Here is a 19,735-nt window from a genome sequence, read left to right as displayed (position 1 = left end):
GATCATCCTTCGTGGCGCCAACAGCTGGCGCGGACCAGATCCGGGTTCCTACGCGCCGCACAGTTGTGCGTTGGCTTGGCTGACCCCTGTGCCGCACCAGTAGGGATTACCGCCCTCCCAGCCCGGGAACCCATGCACAACAACCCGATTCAGCAGACCGGGTGCCTGCAGGACCAGCTGCATCGAGTCCCCGATGGCTGTCGACGAACCCGGGTCGGGGTTGGCGGCGCTGGCCCCCGTGTTGTCGGTGAAGCTCACGGCCGTGACACCGAGCGTTATATGCGTGTCGTCGCCGGACAGGACTGACAGCGAGTCGGTTTCACTGCAAGCGTGAGGAGGCCCGAGGCTGCAGGGCCCCATGCCGAGGCTCACGACCATGGTGGCGGTCCTTGCGGCGATGTCCAACGTCGCGTCGTGAACATGCCACTGGCCCACGAAGCCGGCGCCCGCCGTGGCGGCCGCCGAGGTCGGGGCGGAGTTGGCCGAGGCACTTGCCGAGGTCGTCGACGTCAGGGCGGGACTGCTGTTCGGCGTGCTTGTCGCACAGCCTCCCAGACCCTCGATGACCATCGCCACGCCGGCGACGGCGACCACGAGCCCATGCTTCACGCTGTTGTCCTCCTGCTGGAGTCAGTCCTACTCGGGCCGGACGCCAGTCAGGCGGCAGCAGACCAGCAAGGGCGACCCATCACGCTGCCGGCAGTTTCACTACCCGGCTGTTTCCGACGTCGGTGACGTACACAGCGCCGGCGCTGTCCACCGCCACACCACCGGGTGCGTTGAGGTCGGTGAAGGGCAGCACTGTCGGGGTGCTCGCTCCTGCGGCCAACGTCAACACTCGGTTGTTGCCCGCGTCGCTGACGTACACGGCGCCGGCACGGTCCACTGCCACGCCTGCGGGCCCGTTGAGGCCGGTGAAGGGCAGCACTGTCGGGGCGCTGGCTCCTGGCGCCAACGACAACACTCGGTTGTTACCTGCATCGTTGATGTACACGTCACCGGCGGCGTCCACGGCCAATCCCTTCGGGGGTCCATTCAGGCCGGTGAAGGGCAGCACTGTCGGGGCGCTGGCTCCCGGCGCCAACATCAACACTCGGGTATCGGCGACGTACACGGCGCCGGTGCCGTCCACCGCGATACCCCCGGGTGGCCCATTCAGGCCGGTGAACGATAGCGGGGTTGGGCTGCTGGCTCCCGGCGCCAACTTCAGCACCGGGGTGCTGCCGGAGTCGGTGACATAAACGGCGCCGGCGCCGTCCACCGCCAGACCGCCCGGGCCATTCAGGCCGGCGAACGGCAGCTGGGTTGCGGTTGCGGCCCCAGGCGCCAGCTTCAGCACCTGACCGCTGAGGTAATCGGTGACGTAGACGTCACCTGCGGTGTCCACCGCCACGCTCCCGGGCACATTGAGATTGGTGAACGGCAGCACGATTTGGCCGGCCGGGGACGGGCTTGGAGCGGCTGAACTAGGTTGCGCCACAGCAGAACTAGACGCCGACGGGGCGGAAGTCGATGTGGAGGACGGCGGATTCGGTCCGCCGCCGTGGCTGCATCCGATGAGCACAACCGCGCTCAGTCCTACGATGCCCACGATGCCTTGACTGCGTCGGGGCCATGCCGTTTCGGTCACGCGTGTCCTTTCACATCATGGTGGCGGTGGGCTCCGCTGACGCTGACCCGTGCGAGCAGCACCGCCGCCACGCTCCCGCATGCTTTCACAGGGCGTGTCCTGACGGGAGTCGAAAAGCTGTTGTCGGGAATCGTGCGACGGTGGCGGTTCGAGTCCGACTCGGCACTCACTGCAGACGTGCCGGGTGCCAGTTCATCGCCGGTCGCACCGCGGAGATGAAGAAGGGCACTGTTCCTAGCGCCGTGTATCCGGCGATGGGGGTGACTGTGCCCGCTGGGCCACAGGGCGCCACGAATTTTTCGGCCGCCCAGCAAACTCACCGATGTAAGCGTGTCGACCGCAGGGGATGGCCGGGGTCGAGGGGGCTCGCCGGCCTGTCCCCGATTCCGGTCGTTCGCAGCGGCCGTCGCGGCCGCTGCTGCGCTGTCGACCAACCGCGCAAACAACCTGAGATTTACATAAGCCTGGTTATGGTACCGAAAGGTAACTTAGTAGACAGTCTCAGCAAACCCGTTATCTTACCCGTAAGTAATATAACGAGCCGGAAACGGTAGCTGATCACCCCCAGCCGTTCAGCGGCTGGCAATGTTCTGAAGCGGTCAACAGGGACTTGAACAGTGCCTTTACCGCGTGCATCTGGAATGTAGCGCAGCTATCTGGGTTGCTTTCGAGGCGCAAGAAAGTTTCCGGAACCACTACTTACTGCTGAGTAAGGTGCGGTACGTTTTGGCGCGCGGGGGGCAATTTTGGTCAAAGGAGAGTCATGAACGCTGCTATTCGTCCGTACACCACCGCTGGGGTGGCGCTCGTGGGAGCGAGTGTCATTGCGATTTCGCCGCTGGCGCCGCCGATGCCCGACGTCCATGCGATGCAGCGCACCGTGTCGTCGGTCGGCGTCGAGCTCAGCGCCACGGTGAACCCGATCGAGAATTGGATTCAAGTTTTCCAGACGTCCGCAGCAAATCTTGGTGCAATCGGCCAGCAGATCGTCGACAGTCCCGCCCCGATCCTCAGCCAGATCGTCGCCAACCAGATCGCCAGCCTGAAGGCCTTGCAGACGGCCTTTGCAGGCAATGCGGCCAACGTCAAGCAGATCTTCGACAGCATCCCCGGAACGATCGATACCGCTCGCGGCCAGTTCCAGAGCGGCGACATCACGGGCGGCTTCGACACCATCAACAACACGGTCGTGATCCCGCTCGCGCTGGCGGCGGTTCAGGCCGTGTCCGATTCGACCGTCCCGGTGGTCAACACGGTGAACAACTTCGCCAAGGCGTTCGCCACACTGCCCAACGCGGTGTACCAGGTGTTGCTGCCCATGACGTTCCCGCTGTTGTCGACGATCAACGTTGTTGTTCAGGCAACGCAGGATGTGTACGACGGAGTGGTCGCCTCCAACCCGGGTGCCGTCATCAACACTCTGGTAAATCTCCCGGCGAATCTGGTCAATGGCTTCCTCAACGGTTCGGGCATGATCCTGGGAATCATTCCCACCCCGGGTCTCCTGACGCCCTATAGCTCCAGCTTCGGGTTCCTGGCCACCGGACCGATCGCCAGCCTGATTCAGCTGCGGGACGTCATCGCCCAGGCCATCGGAGCCACCCCGCCGCCCACGACCGCGGCCACCAATGCCGCAGCGGCGGTGCCCACCGCGGCCAAGACGGTCACCCTGTCGACTGCCGCCCCGAAGGCTCTCGGCAAGGCGGCGCCGGCTCGTGGTGCCACTAAGGCGGCGTCGGAGAGCGCGGCTGAGCCCAACGCGGCCGATAGTTCCACCGGCAGTACCGGTTCCACGACGACCAGCGCCAAGGCCACCCCGGCAGCCGAATCGGCCACCGGCGGTTCCAATTCCTCGTCGAGCAGCACCACGGCGGGATCGTCGGCCGCAGGCGGGCACGATTCGAAGGCCAGCGCCGGCACGAAGGGCTCGTCGGCCAAGTCCGGCAGGCCCGGTAAAGCCAGCAACTAAGTTCGACCTCTTAGCGCCAGTCGGCCCCTGCTGGAGGGTGGGGCCGACTGGCGCTTTGGCGTTTGTATGCGGCGGCGCTCCGGGTGGGCGTTTACCAATGCGGTTCGAGTCCGGCTGGGGCACTTCAGGTCGACGCATATCTGCGAGCAGGTGGCCGCTGACCACTCACCATCTGGGAGGATGTTCCCCCGTGACCACACCCGAATCCGATCTGGTCGACGGCGTACCCCGCACCCGCATCGTCATCGCCTCGATGGTCGGCACCACCATCGAGTTCTACGACTTCTACGCCTACGCCACCGCGGCGGTCACGGTGTTTCCGCACCTGTTCTTCCCCAAGGGCAACCCGACCACCGCACTGCTCGCGTCGCTGGCCACTTTCGGGCTCGCCTTCGTCGCGCGCCCACTCGGGTCGATCCTGTTCGGACACTTCGGCGATCGCATCGGCCGCAAGACCACGCTGGTGGCATCGCTGCTCGTTATGGGCATCGCCACGTTCCTCATCGGCCTACTGCCCACCTACCACCAGGTCGGCCTGCTGGCCCCCGCGCTGCTCGCGGTGATGCGGTTCAGCCAAGGCCTCGCGCTGGGCGGGGAGTGGAGTGGTGCCGCGCTCCTCGCCACCGAGACCGCGAAGCCCGGCAAGCGAGCCTGGGCGGCGATGTGGCCACAACTCGGCGCCCCCTTCGGCTTCCTGCTCGCCAACGGGGTGTTCCTCGTGCTGGTGCTGTGGTTGGGGCACAACAACGCCAGTCCTGACCTCGACGGCCCGTTCCTCAGCTGGGGCTGGCGTATCCCGTTCCTACTCAGCGCCGTGATGGTGGCCATCGGCCTCTACGTCCGGCTGCGGCTGACCGAGACCCCGGTGTTTGCCCGCGCCATCGAACGCGGCGAGCGCGTCCGCACACCGCTGGCCGAGGTGTTCCGGAACCAATGGCGCCAGTTGATCATTGGCACATTTGTCATGCTCGCCACCTACACGTTGTTCTATGTTGTGACCACCTGGGCGTTGAGTTTCGGAACCGGCAAGAAGGCAGCCAACGGCGGCGGATTGGGCATTCCTTACCTGGAATTCCTCCAACTGCAATTGATCTCGGTGCTCTTCTTCGCGGCAATGTTGCCCGTCACCGGCTACCTGGCCGACAAATTCGGGCGCAGGGTCACGCTGATCGTGGTGACCGTCGGAATCATGTTGTACGGCTGCTTCTTTGGGCCATTGCTGGATCCGCACTCGGCGACGGCGACGTCGACCCTGGTGTTCCTCATCATCGGCATGACGCTGATGGGGTTGACGTTCGGTCCGATGAGTGCCGTGCTGCCCGAACTGTTCCCGACCAATGTGCGCTACACCGGGTCTGGCATCGCTTACAACGCGGCGAGCATCCTCGGTGCCGCGATCGCGCCGTTCGTCGCGACCTGGCTGGCCACCTCCTACGGGGTGGCGTGGGTCGGCGTGTACCTGTTGTCGGCTGCGGCGTTGACCCTCATCGCCCTGCTGGTCATGCGGGAGACGCGGGACACTTCGCTCGATGACGTAGGCCAGTTCATGCCCTAGCGGCCAGGATCCCGCACTTCAGGACAAATCGCAGTCCCGCGCTGTCGAGCTGCCTACCATCAGCCGATGCGCGGATCCAAAATCTTGATCACCGGGGCGAGCGGCCAGGTGGCCCTCCCGGTCGCCCTGGCCCTAGCGGCCGACAACGAGGTGTGGGGCATCGCCCGCTTCACCGATGCTACGGCGCGTGAACGCCTGGAGAAGGCCGGCGTCCGGTGCGAGGCCGTCAACATGGCTGCCGGGGATTTCAACGGGCTCCCGACCGACTTCGACTACGTCCTCAATTTGGGCGTCGCGAAAAGCGGTAGGTGGGACAAGGACATGGCGGCCAACGCGGAATCGGCGGGCCTTCTCATGGCGCATTGCCGCGGCGCGAAGGCGTTCCTGCACTGTTCGTCCGGGGCCGTCTACGATCCGCCGGGCGACGAACACCGCACCGAACGCACCGTTCTGGGCGACAACCATAAGCCCTTGCTCCCCACGTATTCCATCACCAAGATCGCCGGGGAAGTCGTCGTCGCGACCATGGCACGTGCGCTCGGCGTACCGGCCACCATTGCCCGCCTGAACGTCCCCTACGGCGACAACGGTGGGTGGCCGCTGTTCCACCTGGAGTTGATGTTGAGCGGCACACCCGTTCCCGTTCCTCCCGGCGGACCTGCCGTCTACAACCCCATCCACGAGGACGACATCATCGCGATGATCCCGAAACTGGTTGAGGTGGCGTCAGTTCCGGCTACCACAGTCAACTGGGGCGGCGACCAGTTCGTCAGTCTGCAGGAGTGGTGCACCTACCTCGGCTCACTCGTCGGTAAAGAACCGGTGTTCGAGGAGACCGATCAGACGCTGCGCGGAAATCCGTTGGATGTCGCCAAAATGCATGAACTCATCGGAGCTACAACCGTCGATTGGCGCGACGGCATGCGCCGGATGGCGGCCACGTTCCACCCGGAGCTGATCAGCCATTAGTTGACCCAACGGCCCCTTCGGCCTGCGGCTCAATCGTTCCTGCCTCGTGCGCTCCAGGGAGATCTGGCATCTCATGCCGACCACCCGCGGAACGGCGCTGAAGGAACCACACGAGCGCGCCCGTCGACAAAACTGCAGCGACCGCGATCGTCGGCCACATCAATGCCTGAGCCAGCCACACTCGCCGCTGGACTCTCGCGATCCGGTGCTCGGCCTGCTGAATTCGGGCCAACTTGTCCATGCGCTCCTTAATGCCCGCGATCGGTTGCCGGAAAACCGGCTCACAGCTTGGTCTCGCCGCAACGACCGAAATGACTGATCGACGGACGCCTACCGCGTAGGGTGCGGACCAATCACCCCCTACGGCGGGAGGGCGGCATGCCCGACAAAAGGCCCACCTCGAAGATGCGACCCCACTTCGAGGACATCCAGGCTCACTACGACCTCTCCGACGACTTCTTCGGCCTGTTCCAGGATCCGAGCCGGACCTACAGCTGCGCGTACTTCGAACCTGCGGACCTCTCGTTGGAAGAAGCGCAGATTGCCAAGATCGATCTAAATCTGGACAAGCTCGACCTGAGGCCGGGAATGACGCTGCTCGACATCGGCTGCGGGTGGGGTGCCACCATGAAACGCGCGATGGAGAAGTACGAAGTCAACGTCATCGGCCTCACGCTGTCGAAAAACCAGCATGCGCACACCACGAAACTTCTTGACCAGGTGGATTCCGAACGCACCCATGACGTCCAGCTACATGGCTGGGAGGAGTTCAGTGAGCCCGTCGACCGCATCGTGTCAATCGAGGCCTTCGAGCACTTCGGCTTCGAGCGCTACGACGACTACTTCAAGAACTGCTTCAACATCCTGCCCGACGACGGACGGATGACGATCCAGAGCACCACCAGTTACCACCCCTACGAGATGGCCGAACGCGGCAAGCCGATCACGTTCGAAGCCCTGCGGTTCGTCAAATTCATCATCACCGAAATCTTCCCGGGCGGCCGAATCCCGACGGCGACCATGATGCAGGAACGCGGCGAGGCGGCCGGATTCACAGTCCCCGAGGTGCTTTCGCTGCGACCGCACTACATCAAAACGCTCGGCATCTGGGGAGATACTCTGGAAGCCAACCGGGACAAGGCAATCCAGATCCAATCCGAAGAGGTCTACGACCGCTACATGAGGTATCTCCGGGGCTGTAGGGAGATGTTCGCCGACGAGTACTGCGATGTCAACCTCGTTACCTACCTCAAGACTGCGTAGGGCGGCGGCTTCACCATCTCGGCAATTGGCACACTGTGGGGATGCGACCGATCGATGTGTGCCCCTGCGGCTCCGGTACGACATTCGATCGTTGTTGCTCGGCACTGCACCGCGGCGAGAGGCAGGCCGATACGGCCGAACAGCTGATGCGGGCCCGTTACAGCGCCTACACCGTTGGCGACCTCGACTACGTATGGCGAACGTGGCATCCACGCACTCGGCCCGGCCTGTTGACCCCGACCGACGGTCTGACCTGGACCGGGCTGGAGATCGTCGACACGGTCGACGGTCGGCCCGGTGACCTGGATGGCGAAGTGGAATTCCGGGCCCACTACCGCCAAAGTCGACAAACCGGGACGCTGCACGAGCGATCCCGATTCGCCGTGCGCGCCCGTCGGTGGTTTTACGTCGACGGGGACCTCTTCGGCTGACGGCTCCGGAACAGGAGCGCGCGCAACAAACAACTTCATCCGTGCATGGATTATGGCGGCGGTGTTCGCTTTCGCCGCGTGGTGCTTTGGCCCCGCGCAGGCGGTCAATGCCTTTATGGTTTAGCCGTGCCTGAATTGGACCGTCGAACCATGATGCTGATGTCCGGGCTTGGCCTGGTGGCCGCCGCAATCCCGCTCCCGCGCGCCGGGGCGATTCCGTCGCCGCGCCCGGACGCACCGCCGGCCTACCTCTTCCAGGACGACTTCGACGGGCCGCCAGGGTCGGCCCCCAATCCGGCGAATTGGACGGTGCAGAACTGGCAGGACGACGTGTGGCCCCCGATCGCCAGTCAATACCGCGACGATCGGCAGAACGTCTTTCTCGATGGAAACTCGAATCTCGTAGTTCGCGCTACCCAAGACAACGGTGACTACTTCAGCGGCAAGGTGCGGGGAAACTGGCGGGTGCCCATGGGCTACACCTGGGAAGCGCGAGTCAAGCTCGACTGCCTGACCTCGGGAGCGTGGCCCGCCTATTGGGCCGTCAATGAAGATCCGCTGCCCGACGGTGAGGTCGACGTCATGGAGTTCTACGGCAACCGCAGTTGGCCTCCCGGAACGACGGTCCACGCCGCGTCGAATGGGAAAACGTGGGTAAGCAAGCCGATTGCCGGCTTGATCGACGGTGCGTGGCACAACTGGCGGATGCGCTGGGACGCAGATGGATTCAAATTCTGGCGGGACTATGTAGACGGCGCGGCCCCATATTTCACGGTGCCGCCCAAGCCCATACCGGTGCACGGCAATCCCACCGACTTACGCTGGCCGTTCAACAATCCCGGTTATTGGCTGGCTCCGATGTTCAACCTTGCGGTAGGTGGGCCCGGCGGTGGTGATCCGTCCCTGGGTACCTTCCCGGCGTCGATGCTCGTCGACTGGATCCGGGTCTGGTAACGACGAACGTCAACACGAAGCGCCCAATTTCATCTCCTCCAACCGGTCCGGCAGCGCGTCGACATACTGCGCGAAGACGTCGCGAAGCACCGCCTCGTCGGTGAGTGCCTGGCCGTCGTCCAGTTCGATTTGCAGGCGGCCGTCGCGGGCCAGCCGCAGCAGATCCTCCACCAGCGCCACCGAATCGCGTGTGCCGTCAAGCAGTTTCAGCCCGTGCGCGTCCAGCGATCCCAGCTCCACCGTCTCGTGCCACAAGTTGAACGTGTACGTATCGCCGCCTTCGCGCAGCGTGAATTCCGCTACCCGCCTCAGTGATTCGTTCACCTTCAACGGTTCGGTCATCGGATCGGGGGACACCGCGTCGGTCCTGACGCGGGCTTGGCCGTTGACCACCAGAAACTCCAGCAGCTGGTCGATCCGCTCATCGATCCGATCGGATGAGCCGAGATCCGAGCTCACCACGTTCACCAACTGCGTCCGAGACAGCGTCCACGGCGACTGCGCGGTCAGCGCCTCGCACGCGATCTTCACGGCAGGATCGTCGATGGCTACCGTTGTCCCACTGGATAACTGATACATCTGCGCCGAGCCGTCCAGCCGGGTCGGACCGTCGACCACCGGCATCTCAGTGGCGAAATGCATGCTCTCGAAGCTGCGGCTGTCCAGTGTGTAACGGATCCCGGATGCGCGCTCGGCATGCACGAACAGCGTTTGGCGGAATGCGCGATCGACCGCGAAATCCAAGTACTGCTCAATCAGGAGCTGCGAACCGCCGCAGTGCCGCGCTACGTGTTCGGCCACCTTCTCGCCGTAATTGGCCGGGAACATCAGCTCGGGTTGAGCCTCGGCAAGGAACGCCAGCCCGTGCGCGCCCGCTCGCTGCAGCATGTCGGTGAAATAGCACGGCGAATTGATCCCAGCGAGCTCGTCGTGGACCAGGTAAGAGTCCTCGAAACCGTTGTCCCGCTCGCGGAATTCGGCAACGGCCCGGGCGAGCGGGGTGGCCGGCGGCGCCACCTCCTCAAGGAAATCGACCATGCCACGGGCATCGATCACCTGCCGCTCCGCAGATCCACTGTCGCGGGCGGCGAACAGCATCGCGTCGCGCACGATCTCCTTGGACTTCCAGCCCGGATACACGTTGTAACTGAGGTAGGCGACACCGGCGGGCGTCAGCGTCGCGCTGATAAGCGCCAGGATCGCGTCCTGCACCGTCTCGGGCACCCAGCTGTACACACCGTGGGCGATGATGTAGTCGAACCGGCCCAACGCGGTGACGTCGACACTCGCGATGTCACCTGCGATTAACTTCACGTTCTCGATCCCCGCGGCTTCCACGAGGCGTCGCCCCTGGGCGACTGCGACCTCCGACAAGTCGATGCCGAGCACCTGAGCCTCGGGATGAGCTGCGGCGAACGGGATCAAATTTCCGGCTGCGCCACAGCCGATTTCGAGCACTCGCGCTCGGGCAAGGGGTGGCGCCTGCAGGCCGAACAGCTGCGAGACCGCGGCCAATTGTCCCGGTGCCGACTGGGGGATCGAATCCGCCGAGTACGGTGTCGCGTCGTAAGCCCCGCGGATCTGATCGACGGGGTCGGTCGACATCGTGCTCCTCGCGATCGCTGGCGGAACCAAAGGGCTAATCCCGCCCACATTGGATCACAGCGATCCACAAGGTGGAGACGTCGCCGCCGAGTTTCGGTGGTGGGGGATCACCCGCCCCCGCGGCGGCGACGTCCGCACAGCGGCTGCTAGGGGCAGCTGCCGCCTGGTTGAGTGACCACCAGGTTGTTGCCGCCACTTGCATCGGCCTTGAAGCCGCAACTTGCGGTGGCCGTGTTGTTGTTGCCGTTCCCCGCGAACGCCACGCTTCCGGCGCCGTCGGCGGTAGCCGTGTTACTGCTGCCGCCGCTTACGGTGGCGGAGCTGCCGTTGTTCGCGTCAGCGATGTTGAGGCGCCCGCCGGTAATCATCGCGGTGCTGCCATTTCGAGCCCGTGCGACGACGAAGGTCCCGTCTTGGGCGGTCGCCGTGCTGTTGTTCTCGGCATCGGCGTAGTTCAAGATTCCTCCGCTGGCCGTGGCGGTGCTGTTCTTGTCCGCCACCGCGACGTCGAACAGGCCGCCGCCGGCGTACGCGCTGCTGCCGGCACCCGCCACGGCCAGGTTGAAGCCGCGAGTCGAGGTCGCCGTGGCGGTCCCGGATTGGTACAGGCTGACTCCGTTGAACGACATGGCGAAGTTGGGAGTCGACGGCTGAGTTTCGGCCGCCGCGTGGGTGTGTACGGCGGAGGCTCCCGGGGTATGTGCGCCGCCCGAGCCGGCGGACGGTGACGCCAGTGCGGTGGGTGCGCCGATGCTGAGTGCTATCAGCGGGCCACCGATGCACAACGCACAAATCTTTGCTGTTGACGAGTGGGTTAATGCTTCCTTCACGGTCTGTTCCTTAATTATCGAGGTAGATCCCCAAACCCGGATGTGACTGTAATCACAAAACCACGCGAAAGCAAATACCTGTGCGGTAGCTGGATTCCAGCTAAATGGAACCTTATGCTCGATGCGAGTGCCGCTGCCAGCAGAAAAAGCCCAGGTGGAGGCTGGTGGGGTAGCGGGCCCGACCGGCGACGGTCACTGCACAGAAAGTTCGCTACACGCCGGAATTTGGCCCTGAGTTTGCTGTGCGTCGGTTACGGTCCTGGTGGGTCAGGGGTGACGCGACGAGATGACGGGGAGTCACCATGCACGTAGTCCCTCGACCCTTCATTGCAGCCGGTGTGGCGATGGTCGGTGCCAGTGCCATCGCAATAAGCCCGATAGCGGCCGCGCCTCCGGACATCCGGACCGCGCCCGCAAGCCTTTTGGCTGCCACCACCGATTGGGCCGACGTCCTCAGCACGGCGAGCGACAACGCCACGGCGCTGTTCAATGAATGGCGGGAAGCGCCGGCGCCGATCCTGCAACAGATCGCGGCCAACCTGCGCACCTACCTGATGGAACTGCCCGACGTCGCGGGGATCGCTGCGCAGATCCAGAGCAACTTTCAGGGCGCGCTGAGCGCGCCGCTGGCGGTAGATGAGTCGACTCTGGACACGACCCATAGAACGTTTTACCAGTTGCTACCTGCGATCCAATCGATACCTGGTGTCACAGACCTGTTGCAGCTCAGCATTTCTCCGACGGGCCAGAAGCTGCTGGACTTCTCGACGACTGCACTCAGCGGGGTGCTAATCGGTATGGCGGGCCCCGTGTTGGGTCCGCTCATCGTGCTGGCGTCCGCCATGCAGTCGATCCAGACCGATCTGAGCTCCCAGGACATGACAAGCGCCCTGGGCACCCTGGCCACCATTCCGGCCGCGATGACCGACGCGTTCCTCAACGGCGGGGAGCATGTCGACCTCACCGCGCTGGCCAAAGCGTTCGGGCCTGCGATCGGCGTGAGCTTCCCGGACGGCGTCCAGGTCGGCATTGCGCTCGGCGGCCTGCTCAGCCCGGGCGGCTCGATTTTCAACGCCCTCGATTTCGCCTATGACAACGACCTGCTGGGTGTGGTGCACATCCATGTCCCGCTCGCGACGGGAACAGCGGTCGGGCCCGTCGGGGCCATGATGGAGTTCGCGCGGGCCATCGCCAAGGCCCTCGGCTGGACTAGCCCAAGTGGCAGCTCGGCTGCCGTCAAGAGCGCGGCTGCCCAAAGTGGCCCCGCCGCGGCCAATGAGGTGCCAGCCTCTGTTCAGAGTTACGCGGCCAGCTCTGCCAGGCTGCGATTGGTCAAGGTAGACAAGATAATTGCGACGAGCTCGACAGCCGGTGGTGCCGTGGCCAAGCGCACCGTGGGCGGCAAGCACCCCGCGGACGGGACGTCGGCGGCAGCGGGCTCCAGCGGTGCGGCGAAGTCGGGCGGCCAGGGCCGTTCCGCGCGATCGGCCGCCAGCTAGACCGTTCGCGCCGTCATTAGTGACATCTGAATGTCGGTGCCTCGGCGTGCCAGGGCAAGGATTCAGCCGAATCGGGCGATGATACGCATGTGGCTGTTGATACAAATGTGACTAGCGCGGAACCGGCGACCCACGGTGCGGGGGAGCAACCTGCCGAACCCACTGCGGCCGAGCCGGCAGCTGCCGCCTCCCCGGTAGAGCCCGAGCTGTCACCCGCGCCGCCGAAGCCGCAGCGCACCTGGTCGATGCCGAAGTCTCCGGTTACGCGCGAGCACGCTGACGAGATGGCCCGCTTGGCGGTGAAGGCCATTCGAAGCATCGCGACTTTCGTCGCGGCCGTGGCCCGCTCTGTCGCTCGCGCCGTTCAGGAAGCCTGGCAAGTGTTCCAAGCAGTGCCGCCCGCCGTGCGGCTGTTCTTCGTCGCGGGCACGCTGATGCTCCTCGGGATCGCCGGCGCCATCACGCTCCACGACACCGTTGGCTTGATGTGCACGGTCGTGGTCATCCCGGTTTGCGCCGGCATCATCGGCGCCCTGGGCCACCGCTGGTACAGCGGACTCGGTGCCGACGCGACGAGGTCGACGCACGCGGCTGAACCGGCCGCCTCCGATCTGCAACGGTCTGTCGAGTACGTCGACAAGAAGCTCGCGCAGGCACTCACGTCGTTCGGCACCGAACATCACCAGCAGGCCGTCATCGCCCTCTTTCAGGCGAAGACGGCTGTCGAGCTCACGCTGGGCACCGAGCAGGACGCCGCGAGCTATGTCGACGTGCCGCTCCGGGCCGACGACTACGGGCTGCGGCCGCGGATCAAGGCGGGGTCGACTTCGGCCCTGCGAGAAAGCAATTCGCTGGCGGCGTCGTGACCGGAGAGACAATCACCGGACAGGTCGCTCTCATCGAGGACGACCACACACTGGTCATCAACCGCGGAACAGAAGCGGGCGTGCGACCCGGCATGGTCTTCGCGGTCAACTCCACCACGGGCCCGGTGGTCACCGATCCCGAAACCGGCAGGGAATTGGGCAGGCTGAGCCGGGAGAAGCTCCGGGTTCGAGTGTTCGACGCGCAGCCGCTGTTCGCCCGTGCGCACACATTCGCCGAGACCAACGACTTCTACGGCCTACTCCAAATCCCATTCTTGTCAAGCGAAGACGTCGTCACCGTCGACGTGGGTGACGCTGTCGAATTCATCAGCGGCCAGAGTTCGATATCTGGTCGACAAGCGATCGTTTGAGCTCTGGCCGGCTCGCGGCCACCAGCGTGAACAGCGCCGACCGGGCCAGTAACTGAGCGGAATCCGAACGCAGCAACGACGATCCGCCGCGTGCCGCGACTAGTGCGGCCGCGGCACGGGTGGCCAGCTCGCACCCGTCGGCGCGGGCCCGCAACAACGTCGATGCATCACAAAGTCCGGCATCGAGCCGGGCCCGTACTGCGTCGGCCGCGCCGCGCAGCGCGCCGGCAGCGGCAGGCTCGCCGCTGTCTTCGAGTAGCCGCGCGCACCGACCGACCAGGCCGAGGGGCAGCGTCGCGTTGAGACGCGACCCGAAGTTCTGGTTGGCCATGAAGTCCGCGCGCGACACCCTGCTCACAACGCGATCGTCGGGAATGAACAGACCGTCCACTTCCAGCGCCACCGTCTGCGATGCATCGGCGACGAACAACGGCTGGGCGATCACCGTCGTGATGCCTGGTTGGACCTCGGCGTTCACCAAACCCGCCACAATGTCGCCGGTTTCGACATCGCCGGCTGAGATCTGAATGACGTCGATGATGCCCCAGCCGCTGACGAACGGGGCGTGCCCGGACAACCGCCAGCCGCCGCAGACCTGTTGCGCGCGCATCCTCGGGGGTACCGGCACCGCTCCGGCGTAGGCCACGCCGCCGCGGATCTGGCCGCTGATCGCGCCGGGCACGACCTCGTCGCGCAGTGCGTGGTTATCGCTGGCAGCCAGGGCGGCGAGCATCCCATGGTGCTGCACCCAGGTGAACGCGGTGGCCAGGCACCCGCCGGCCAGCGCCTCCAGGATTTCGATGATGTGCGGCAGGTCCAACCCCGGCCCGCCCGCGTCGGCAGGCGCAGCGATCCCGTACAGCCCGGCGTCGGCCAGCGTCTCCCAATGGGAGTCGGGGACGTGTCCCGTTCGATCCACCGCCAGTGCGGAAGGGAACAACACGGTGTCGGCGATGTCGTGCGCCCGTTCGACCAGGTTAGGTGCCACGGGCATGACGCTAGCGTGTCAACGGTCCGTGGACGGGGTCAGCCGAATCGACCAACTCCACGACGACTCGGAGTGACGAAGGAATAGCGTGACATATCACGTAGTTATCCTGGCCGTAGGTGGTCTCACATTCGAGGAGAAATCATGACCCAGCTCAGCGGCAAGACAGCTCTGGTAACCGGTGGTACGTCGGGCATCGGCCTGGCGACCGCGCAGCGCCTCGCGGCCGAAGGCGCACACGTCTTCCTCACCGGACGGACGCAGGGCCGTGTCGATGCGGCCGTCGCGACCATAGGCGACGGCGCGACCGGAGTGCCGGGTGACATCACGAATGCCGCTGATCTCGAACGGCTTGCCGAGGCTATCGGCGAGCGCGGCCAGGGCCTTGATGTTCTCTTCGCCAACGCCGGTGGTGGCGAGTTCGCGACCTTGGCGGACGAGACACCCGAGCATCTGGCCGACACCCTCAATCGGAACGTCGGTGGCACCGTTTTCACGGTGCAGAAGATGCTGCCGCTGCTCAACGAAGGTGCATCGGTGGTACTCGCCGGGTCGACCGCCGCCTCCGAGGGCGTCCCGGCATTCGGCGCCTACGCCGCATCGAAGGCGGCAATCCGCTCCCTGGGCCGGACCTGGGCCGCCGAACTGGTGGATCGCAAGATTCGTGTCAACACCGTGGTGCCCGGACCGGTCGAGACGCCCGGACTCAAGGGTTTGGCGCCCGGTGGTGGGGAGCAAGCATTGTTGGATGCCCAGGCGGCCACGGTACCGATGGGACGGCTCGGGCGCGCCGACGAAATCGCCTCGGCTGTCTTGTTTCTCGCTTCGGATCAGAGCAGCTTCATGACCGGATCGGAGATCTTCGTCGACGGCGGGTCCGGGCAGATCTAGTCCGGTCGGGGTAGCGTGCCCTCCCGTACGAGGCTGTCGTACACGGTGGCCAGGATGTCGGCCAGCTGCGACTCGCGCCGTGAGTCGAGGTCGGAGAAGAACAACGTCCGAACCCACTCGGCGTGCAACGGGGCCGCCGCGCGCAGCTGATCCCAACCGGCGTCGGTCAGCACGACGTCGACGGCGCGGCCATCGGACTCCGATCGCACCCGATCGACCAGGCCGCGGCCGGTCATCCGCTGCAGATGATGGGACAGCCTGCTGCGCTCCCAGCCGATGGTGGTGGCCAGCGCGGTCAGCTGTTGACGGTGGCCCCCCGCCTGGGACAGCGCGTTCATGACGGTGTAATCACTGAGCGACAGTGCGCAATCGGCCAGCAGCTGCCGGTTCATCTCATACTCGAGCCGGTGGTAGACCCGCATGTAGTTCAGCCAGGTGAACTGTTGGGATGCGTTGAGCGGATAGTCCTTACGGCGTGCAGCCACCGGTGTTCTTCCTCCCGCGTAAGGGTGATTCGTCACGCATCTTATGCCCGCCGGCATTCAGAAGCGTTCACCGGCCGTGCAGTCCGCAGCGGCAAACTCCACGGCGGCACTGGTCAACTTCGCTTTTCTGGCGCACGCTGTTGTGTACACCAACGAGGTCGTTGCAGCCATGGCAGTCCCGAGGAGGGGGCAGACGTGACGGAATCCCGCCCACCATTCCCGCCGTTCAACTTGCATACCGCCCTGCAGAAGGTGCAGGCGGCGGAAGACGCCTGGAATACCCGCGACCCGCACCTCGTCAGCCTGGCGTACACGCCCGACAGCGTCTGGCGCAATCGAGATCACTTCATCACCGGCCGTCCGCAGATCGTCGAATTCCTCACCGCCAAGTGGCAACGCGAACTCGACTACGCATTGCGAAAGAACCTGTGGGACTTCCATGGCAACCGTATCGCCGTGCGGTTCCAGTACGAATGCCGTGACGCGGATGGTCAATGGTGGCGCAGCTACGGAAACGAGCTGTGGGAGTTCGCCGACAACGGGCTGATGCGCCGGCGTGAGGCCAGCATCAACGACGTCGCCATCGACGAGTCCGACCGGCGTTACTTCGGCCCGCGGCCCGACAACGAGCGTGGCCGGGAATTCCCGCTGCAGTGATGAGTGTTGGGGAGACATGAGCAAGCATTACGCGTCGATCGCCTTCACCGACGATGTTCAGTCCGTCCAGGGCGAGCACGGCAGCCAAGAGTTCTACGGACGTAAGGTCGCAGCGGGCAAGGCATCGCCGGGACCGGACCCGCTCACCGAGGACGAGAAGGACTACCTGGCGCAGCGCGACGGGTTCTTCCTGGCATCGGTCTCCGAGACGGGTTGGCCCTATGTCCAATTTCGCGGAGGGAAACCGGGATTCATCCATGCCCTCGACGACCACACCATCGGCTGGGCCGACTTCCGCGGCAACCTACAATACGTCAGCACCGGCAACGTTGCTGGCGACGACCGTGTCGCCATCATCGCCCTGGACTACGTGCACCAGCGCCGGCTGAAGATCTTCGGCCACGCCCGAATCGTCACTGCTGACGAGGATCCCGAGCTGGTGAAGTCGCTGGCTGACGACACCTACGACGCTGTGGTGGAACGCGCCGTCCTCGTCGACGTCGAGGCCTTTGACTGGAACTGCCCGCAGCACATCACCCCGCGTTTCACCGCCGCGGAGCTCGAACCGGCCCTGGCGCCGCTGCGCGGACAACTGGCAGCGCTGAAGGCCGAAAACGCGCAGCTACGAGAGCAACTCGCGGATCGACAACAATGAGCGCGATGGCCAAACTGGTGTCGGTCAATGTCGGGCTGCCCAGAGACGTCGACTGGAACGGGCGCACCGTGCACACCGGCGTGTGGAAAGCTCCGGTCACCGGTTCGCGAGCGGTGCGCCGGCTCAACTTAGACGGTGACGGCCAAGGCGATCTCGGCGGCCACGGCGGCGAGAACCGGGCCGTATTGGTGTATCAGCTTGCTTCCTATCGGTATTGGTCGAAGGTGCTGGGCCGCGACGACCTGACGGCGGGTGCCTTCGGGGAGAACCTGACCGTCGACGGGCTGCCCGATGACGAAGTGTGCATCGGTGATCGATACCGGATCGGCGACGTCGTCCTCGAGGTGACGCAACCCCGGGTCACCTGCTACCGGGTCGGGATGCGCCTCGGCGAGCCCCGGATGGCCGCATTGCTGGTGTCGCACCACCGGCCAGGGTTCTACTGTCGCGTGCTGACCGAGGGTGAGGTGGCGGCCGGCCAGGATGTGGTCAAGATTTCCGATGGGCCGCACCAGGTCAGCGTCGCCGAGATCGACGCCCTGCTCTATCTCCCGGGCCATCCGCGCGACGCACTGCAACGCGCGGTGGATATACCGGCGCTGAGCCCCGGGTGGAAGACCTCGCTACAGAGTCTTCTCGACCAGGACCCTGGAACCGGCAACAGCGGACTGATCGGGGTGACCGGGCCGCCGCCGGCCTGGCCGGGGTTCCGGAGCCTCGTCGTCACCGGAGTACGCGACGAGAGCCGACACGTCCGCTCGGTTACGCTCGCCGATCCCGCGGGTGCACCGCTGCCGAAATGGCTTGCCGGTCAATCGATCGTGGTGCGTGTTCCCGTCGATCCCGCTGGCCCGCCGCTCATCCGCAATTACTCCCTGTCCAACGAGCCAGGTTCGGCTGACTACCGCATCGGAGTCAAGCGAGAACCCATGGGAGCCGTCAGTGGATATATCCACGACCACGTGAAGGTCGGCGACCTTATCGAGGTGGCGGCGCCGCGGGGGAGTTTCTTCCTCGACGACAGCGCGCATCCCGTGGTCCTCATCTCGGCGGGAATCGGCGTCACGCCCGTCCTCTCGATGCTGCACGCACTGGCCGAAAGTCGGTCGACACGCGCCGTGTGCTGGCTTCACAGCGCCCGCGACAGCGCTGAGCACGCGTTCGCCCGGGAAACGCAAGAACTCTTGAAAGCGCTGCCGCACAGTCGATTCCACATTTTCTATAGCAGACCGGGTGACGCCGAGCGCAGCGGAGTCGACTACGACCAGCCCGGGCGGTTGAGCGAGCCCGCGCTGCGCGAACTGGGAGTGCCGGCCGAGGCCGAGGCCTTCGTGTGCGGACCGGAATCGTTCATGGACGCCGTCAGCGAAGGGCTGGTCGCGTGTGGGATCGACGCCGGCCACATCCATTCGGAGAGGTTCGGAGCGCATTCCGCGATCACCCCAGGCGTCGCCGCCGCCAGCCTGCGACCACCACACCCGCCCGACGGCCCACCCGGGACAGGTCCGACTGTGCAATTCGCACGCAGTGCGCTCGCGGCGCCGTGGCGGTCGGTCGACACCAGCCTGCTGGAGTTCGCCGAGGCTTGCGACGTTCCGACTCGGTGGGCGTGCCGGACCGGGGTCTGCCACACCTGTGAAACGGCGCTGCTGTCCGGCCGGGTTCGCTACGACCCCGAGCCACTGGAACCGCCCGCCGTCGGGAACATCTTGCTCTGCATCGCGACGCCGTCCGAGGATGTCGTCGTCGATCTCTGAAATGCCCTCTACCGGAAGATCGGGCGAACCTATGGTGTCGCCATCATTCATGGTCTCAGTGCGCAACAAAGATGGCAGAGCGCGACAATTCGGGAGGGGTTGCCTCAACGCTTATCGGGCACGTCAATTTGCCGTGAGCAACGTTTATCGCCCTAGGTTTTTGTCGGCGGCTCGGGTGGGCAGGCGGGTAGCGCGGCTCCGTTTCCTAGGCAAAATTCCTTGTAGCCGGCCCCAACTTCCAATTGTGCGGTGTCGTGGACACACGATTGTTCAACGAAAATGGCTGTTGCTGAACGATTGTCTTCGAGTCAGTCCCGGTTGAGGGGTCAGGGGCGGCGCGACGGCCCTAACGCCAGAGTG

General features: G+C 65.0%; 18 protein-coding genes and 1 pseudogene. 13 read left to right on the top strand and 6 right to left on the bottom strand.

Translation table 11 applies throughout. From position 1 onward, the window contains the following. Positions 1-48: 48 nt before the first annotated feature. Positions 49-609, bottom strand: coding sequence for a hypothetical protein (locus tag CG716_RS09700; RefSeq protein ID WP_094478850.1), 561 nt, complete (start codon positions 607-609; stop codon positions 49-51). An 85-nt stretch (positions 610-694) separates the two neighbouring features. Beyond that, positions 695-1,147, bottom strand: a pseudogene (locus CG716_RS31430) (NHL repeat-containing protein); the annotation flags it as partial. A gap of 1,246 nt (positions 1,148-2,393) precedes the next feature. Between CG716_RS31430 and CG716_RS09690 the strand changes: the two are divergent. From CG716_RS09690 to CG716_RS09660, 6 genes are all read left to right on the top strand, one after another. Next, positions 2,394-3,599, top strand: coding sequence for a hypothetical protein (locus tag CG716_RS09690; protein ID WP_094478846.1), 1,206 nt, complete (start codon positions 2,394-2,396; stop codon positions 3,597-3,599). Positions 3,600-3,789: 190 nt separating this feature from the next. After that, on the top strand, positions 3,790-5,154 hold the full coding sequence (locus tag CG716_RS09685) for an MFS transporter (RefSeq protein WP_234817780.1): 1,365 nt from the start codon (positions 3,790-3,792) through the stop codon (positions 5,152-5,154). A 66-nt stretch (positions 5,155-5,220) separates the two neighbouring features. After that, positions 5,221-6,123, top strand: a complete 903-nt coding sequence (locus CG716_RS09680; protein ID WP_094478842.1) for an NAD-dependent epimerase/dehydratase family protein — start codon at positions 5,221-5,223, stop codon at positions 6,121-6,123. Positions 6,124-6,501: 378 nt separating this feature from the next. Next, positions 6,502-7,386, top strand: coding sequence for a cyclopropane mycolic acid synthase family methyltransferase (locus CG716_RS09670; protein WP_094479007.1), 885 nt, complete (start codon positions 6,502-6,504; stop codon positions 7,384-7,386). A gap of 41 nt (positions 7,387-7,427) precedes the next feature. Further along, positions 7,428-7,817: a YchJ family protein gene (locus tag CG716_RS09665; protein WP_094478838.1), complete on the top strand. Its 390-nt coding sequence runs from the start codon at positions 7,428-7,430 to the stop codon at positions 7,815-7,817. Between the two features lie 135 nt (positions 7,818-7,952). Further along, positions 7,953-8,771: a glycoside hydrolase family 16 protein gene (locus CG716_RS09660; protein ID WP_234817788.1), complete on the top strand. Its 819-nt coding sequence runs from the start codon at positions 7,953-7,955 to the stop codon at positions 8,769-8,771. Positions 8,772-8,780: 9 nt separating this feature from the next. Here CG716_RS09660 and CG716_RS09655 read toward each other — a convergent pair whose 3' ends face one another. Beyond that, positions 8,781-10,376: a class I SAM-dependent methyltransferase gene (locus CG716_RS09655; protein WP_094478834.1), complete on the bottom strand. Its 1,596-nt coding sequence runs from the start codon at positions 10,374-10,376 to the stop codon at positions 8,781-8,783. Positions 10,377-10,522: 146 nt separating this feature from the next. Then, positions 10,523-11,206: a hypothetical protein gene (locus CG716_RS09650; protein WP_133066905.1), complete on the bottom strand. Its 684-nt coding sequence runs from the start codon at positions 11,204-11,206 to the stop codon at positions 10,523-10,525. A 302-nt stretch (positions 11,207-11,508) separates the two neighbouring features. On the opposite strand from CG716_RS09650, the gene gjpA reads away from it, so the two are divergent. From gjpA to CG716_RS09635, 3 genes are all read left to right on the top strand, one after another. Then, on the top strand, positions 11,509-12,705 hold the full coding sequence (gene gjpA, locus CG716_RS09645) for an outer membrane porin GjpA (protein ID WP_133066904.1): 1,197 nt from the start codon (positions 11,509-11,511) through the stop codon (positions 12,703-12,705). 107 nt (positions 12,706-12,812) lie between these two features. Next, positions 12,813-13,571 carry a hypothetical protein gene (locus CG716_RS09640; protein WP_234817779.1) on the top strand — a complete coding sequence of 253 codons (759 nt, stop codon included), beginning with the start codon at positions 12,813-12,815 and terminating at the stop codon, positions 13,569-13,571. Further along, positions 13,568-13,942 carry a hypothetical protein gene (locus CG716_RS09635; RefSeq protein WP_094478830.1) on the top strand — a complete coding sequence of 125 codons (375 nt, stop codon included), beginning with the start codon at positions 13,568-13,570 and terminating at the stop codon, positions 13,940-13,942. The genes CG716_RS09640 and CG716_RS09635 overlap by 4 nt, the downstream gene beginning before the upstream one ends. Here the strand turns inward: CG716_RS09635 and CG716_RS09630 are convergent. Beyond that, positions 13,899-14,936, bottom strand: a complete 1,038-nt coding sequence (locus tag CG716_RS09630; protein WP_094478828.1) for an acyl-CoA dehydrogenase family protein — start codon at positions 14,934-14,936, stop codon at positions 13,899-13,901. The genes CG716_RS09635 and CG716_RS09630 overlap by 44 nt on opposite strands. A gap of 138 nt (positions 14,937-15,074) precedes the next feature. Here CG716_RS09630 and CG716_RS09625 point away from each other — a divergent pair, with 138 nt between their 5' ends. After that, positions 15,075-15,821 (top strand): SDR family NAD(P)-dependent oxidoreductase, encoded by a 747-nt coding sequence (locus CG716_RS09625; RefSeq protein ID WP_094478826.1) that lies wholly within the window; start codon positions 15,075-15,077, stop codon positions 15,819-15,821. Here CG716_RS09625 and CG716_RS09620 read toward each other — a convergent pair. Beyond that, positions 15,818-16,306 carry a MarR family winged helix-turn-helix transcriptional regulator gene (locus tag CG716_RS09620; RefSeq protein WP_234817778.1) on the bottom strand — a complete coding sequence of 163 codons (489 nt, stop codon included), beginning with the start codon at positions 16,304-16,306 and terminating at the stop codon, positions 15,818-15,820. The two genes, CG716_RS09625 and CG716_RS09620, sit on opposite strands and share 4 nt — an antisense overlap. Before the next feature lie 195 nt (positions 16,307-16,501). On the opposite strand from CG716_RS09620, the gene CG716_RS09615 reads away from it, so the two are divergent. Genes CG716_RS09615 through CG716_RS09605 form a run of 3 tightly spaced genes read left to right on the top strand, consistent with a single transcriptional unit; the run spans position 16,502 to position 19,375 of the window. Beyond that, positions 16,502-16,963: a nuclear transport factor 2 family protein gene (locus CG716_RS09615; protein WP_094478822.1), complete on the top strand. Its 462-nt coding sequence runs from the start codon at positions 16,502-16,504 to the stop codon at positions 16,961-16,963. Between the two features lie 16 nt (positions 16,964-16,979). Then, a complete protein-coding gene (locus CG716_RS09610; protein ID WP_094478820.1) occupies positions 16,980-17,618 on the top strand; it encodes a pyridoxamine 5'-phosphate oxidase family protein in 639 nt (212 codons plus the stop codon). Positions 17,619-17,623: 5 nt separating this feature from the next. Next, positions 17,624-19,375 carry an MOSC domain-containing protein gene (locus tag CG716_RS09605; protein WP_094479003.1) on the top strand — a complete coding sequence of 584 codons (1,752 nt, stop codon included), beginning with the start codon at positions 17,624-17,626 and terminating at the stop codon, positions 19,373-19,375. The last annotated feature ends 360 nt before the right edge of the window (positions 19,376-19,735 follow it).

It is taken from the genome of Mycolicibacterium sphagni, assembly GCF_002250655.1.
Classification (GTDB): Bacteria; Actinomycetota; Actinomycetes; order Mycobacteriales; family Mycobacteriaceae; genus Mycobacterium; species Mycobacterium sphagni.
Note: the sequence above shows the minus strand (reverse complement) of the source record. Positions and strands in the feature narration are given on the sequence as shown.